This is a genomic window from Streptomyces sp. NPDC058678, assembly GCF_042714835.1.
Lineage (GTDB): Bacteria > Actinomycetota > Actinomycetes > Streptomycetales > Streptomycetaceae > Streptomyces.
Genome location: NZ_JBHXSG010000167.1, coordinates 1 through 2,488, shown reverse-complemented (window position 1 = coordinate 2,488; position 2,488 = coordinate 1). Strand labels below are relative to the sequence as shown.

1 protein-coding gene is annotated in these 2,488 nt (G+C 67.9%); it reads right to left on the bottom strand.

All coding sequences use genetic code 11. The features are described 5' to 3' along the window. The coding region (locus tag ACFWWR_RS48515; protein WP_384310773.1) for a dihydropteroate synthase at positions 1-2,488 on the bottom strand (2,488 nt) is incomplete at both ends.

Here is a 2,488-nt window from a genome sequence, read left to right as displayed (position 1 = left end):
CGGGCGCCGCGGTATTTGAGGGCGAACATGTCTTCCATGGCGTCGGGGTCCTGGCCGGCGAAGCCGAGTTCGGAGCGGACCCGGGCGTGCCAGTACTCGGCGAGGGCCTCGGCGAGCTGGACGGACAGGCCGTGCAGTTCGAGGTAGTCGCGGTAGGCGTTGGCCTCGAAGAGTTTGGCGCTCTGTTCGCCGATGCGGGAGCCGACGGTGACGACCTGCAGGCCGACCACATCGGTCTGGCCGGATTCCTCGGGGCGGAAGAAGTCGGCCAGGCACAGGCGGCGGCCGCGGCGTTGGCGGGGGAAGGTGAAGCGGGTGGTTTCGTTGCCCTGGTCGTCCAGGAGGATCAGGTCGTCGTCCTTGGACACGCAGCGGAAGTAGCCGTAGACGACGGCGGCTTCCAGCAGGTTGTCCCTTTGCAGGGTGTCGAGCAGGCCGCGCAGGCGGGGCCTGCCCTCCGTCTCGACGAGCTCCTCGTAGGTGGGTCCCTCGCCGGTGCGGGTCTGCTTGAGGCCCCACTGGCCCTTGAAGAGGGCGCCCTCGTCCAGCCAGGCGGCGTATTCCTTGAGCTGGATGCCCTTGATGACGCGGGTGCCGAAGAACGGCGGGGTGGGGACGGGGTTGTCGGTGGCCACGTCCGAGCGGGCCGCGCCCTCCTGGGGCCGTTCCTCCACCACCGTGTGCGCACTCGCCTTGACCCGGCGTTGTTTGAGTTCGGGCAGCCGGGCGCCGGGGGTGCCGCGTTTGACGCCGATCAGGGCGTCCATCAGGCGCAGGCCCTCGAAGGCGTCGCGGGCGTAGCGGACCTCGCCCTGGTAGATGTCGTGCAGGTCCTGCTCGACGTAGGCGCGGGTGAGGGCGGCGCCGCCCAGGATGACGGGGAAGTCGGCGGCCAGGCCGCGCTGGTTGAGCTCTTCCAGGTTCTCCTTCATGATCACCGTGGATTTGACCAGCAGGCCGGACATCCCGATCACGTCCGCGCGGTGCTCCTCGGCGGCCTCCAGGATCGCCGAGACGGGCTGCTTGATCCCCAGGTTGACCACGTTGTAGCCGTTGTTGGACAAGATGATGTCGACGAGGTTCTTGCCGATGTCGTGGACATCACCGCGGACCGTGGCCAGCACGATGGTGCCCTTGCCCTCCTCGCCCTCCACCTTCTCCATGTGGGGCTCCAGGTAGGCGACCGCCCTCTTCATCACCTCCGCGGACTGCAGCACGAACGGCAGCTGCATCTGGCCCGAGCCGAACAGCTCACCGACCACCTTCATCCCGTCCAGCAGCGTCTCGTTGACGATGTCCAGCGCCGGACGCTCCGCCAGCGCCTCGTCCAGATCGGCCTCCAGGCCGTTCTTCTCACCGTCGATGATGCGCCGCTTGAGCCGCTCGCCCAGCGGCAGCGCCGCCAGCTCCTCGGCCCGCCCCGCCTTGCGCGAGGTGGTGGTGGCCCCCTCGAACAGGGCCATCAGCTTCTGCAGCGGGTCATAACCCTCACCGCGCCGGTCGTAGATCAGATCGAGGGCCGTGGCCACCTCTTCCTCGGTGAAACGGGCGATCGGCAAAATCTTCGAGGCGTGCACGATCGCCGAGTCCAGACCCGCCTTGACACACTCGTCCAGAAAGACCGAGTTCAGCAGCACCCGGGCCGCCGGGTTCAGACCGAAGGAAATGTTCGACAGACCCAGCGTGGTCTGCACCTGGGGATGACGGCGCTTGAGCTCACGGATCGCCTCGATGGTGGCGACACCGTCACCACGGGATTCCTCCTGGCCGGTGCAGATCGTGAAGGTCAGGCAGTCGATGAGGATGTCCGCCTCGTGGACGCCCCAGTTCCCGGTCAGGTCATCGATCAGCCGCTCGGCGATCGCGACCTTCGTCTCGACGGTGCGGGCCTGGCCCTCCTCGTCGATGGTCAGCGCGATCAGAGCCGCCCCGTGCTCCCGCGCCAGCTCGGTCACCCTCGCGAACCGGGACGCCGGCCCGTCCCCGTCCTCGTAGTTCACCGAGTTGATCACCGCCCGGCCGCCCAGCTTCTCCAGCCCGGCCCGCAACACCTCCACCTCGGTGGAGTCCAACACGACCGGCAACGTGGAAGCGGTCGCGAACCGGCCCGCCAGCTCCGCCATGTCCGCCACCCCGTCCCGGCCGACGTAGTCGACACACAGATCGAGCATGTGGGCGCCCTCACGGATCTGCTCCCGGGCCATCTCCACACAGTCGTCCCAGCGGCCCTCCAGCATCGCCTCACGGAACTTCTTCGACCCGTTCGCGTTCGTCCGCTCACCGATCGCCATGTACGCGGTGTCCTGACGAAACGCCACCGACTGATACAACGACGCCGCACCCGGCTCCGGACGCGGATCCCGCACCGCCGGAACCAGACCACGCACCCGCTCCACCACCTGCCGCAAATGCTCCGGCGTCGTACCGCAACAACCACCGATCAGAGACAGGCCGTAGTCACGGACGAAAGTCTCCTGCGCGTCCGCCA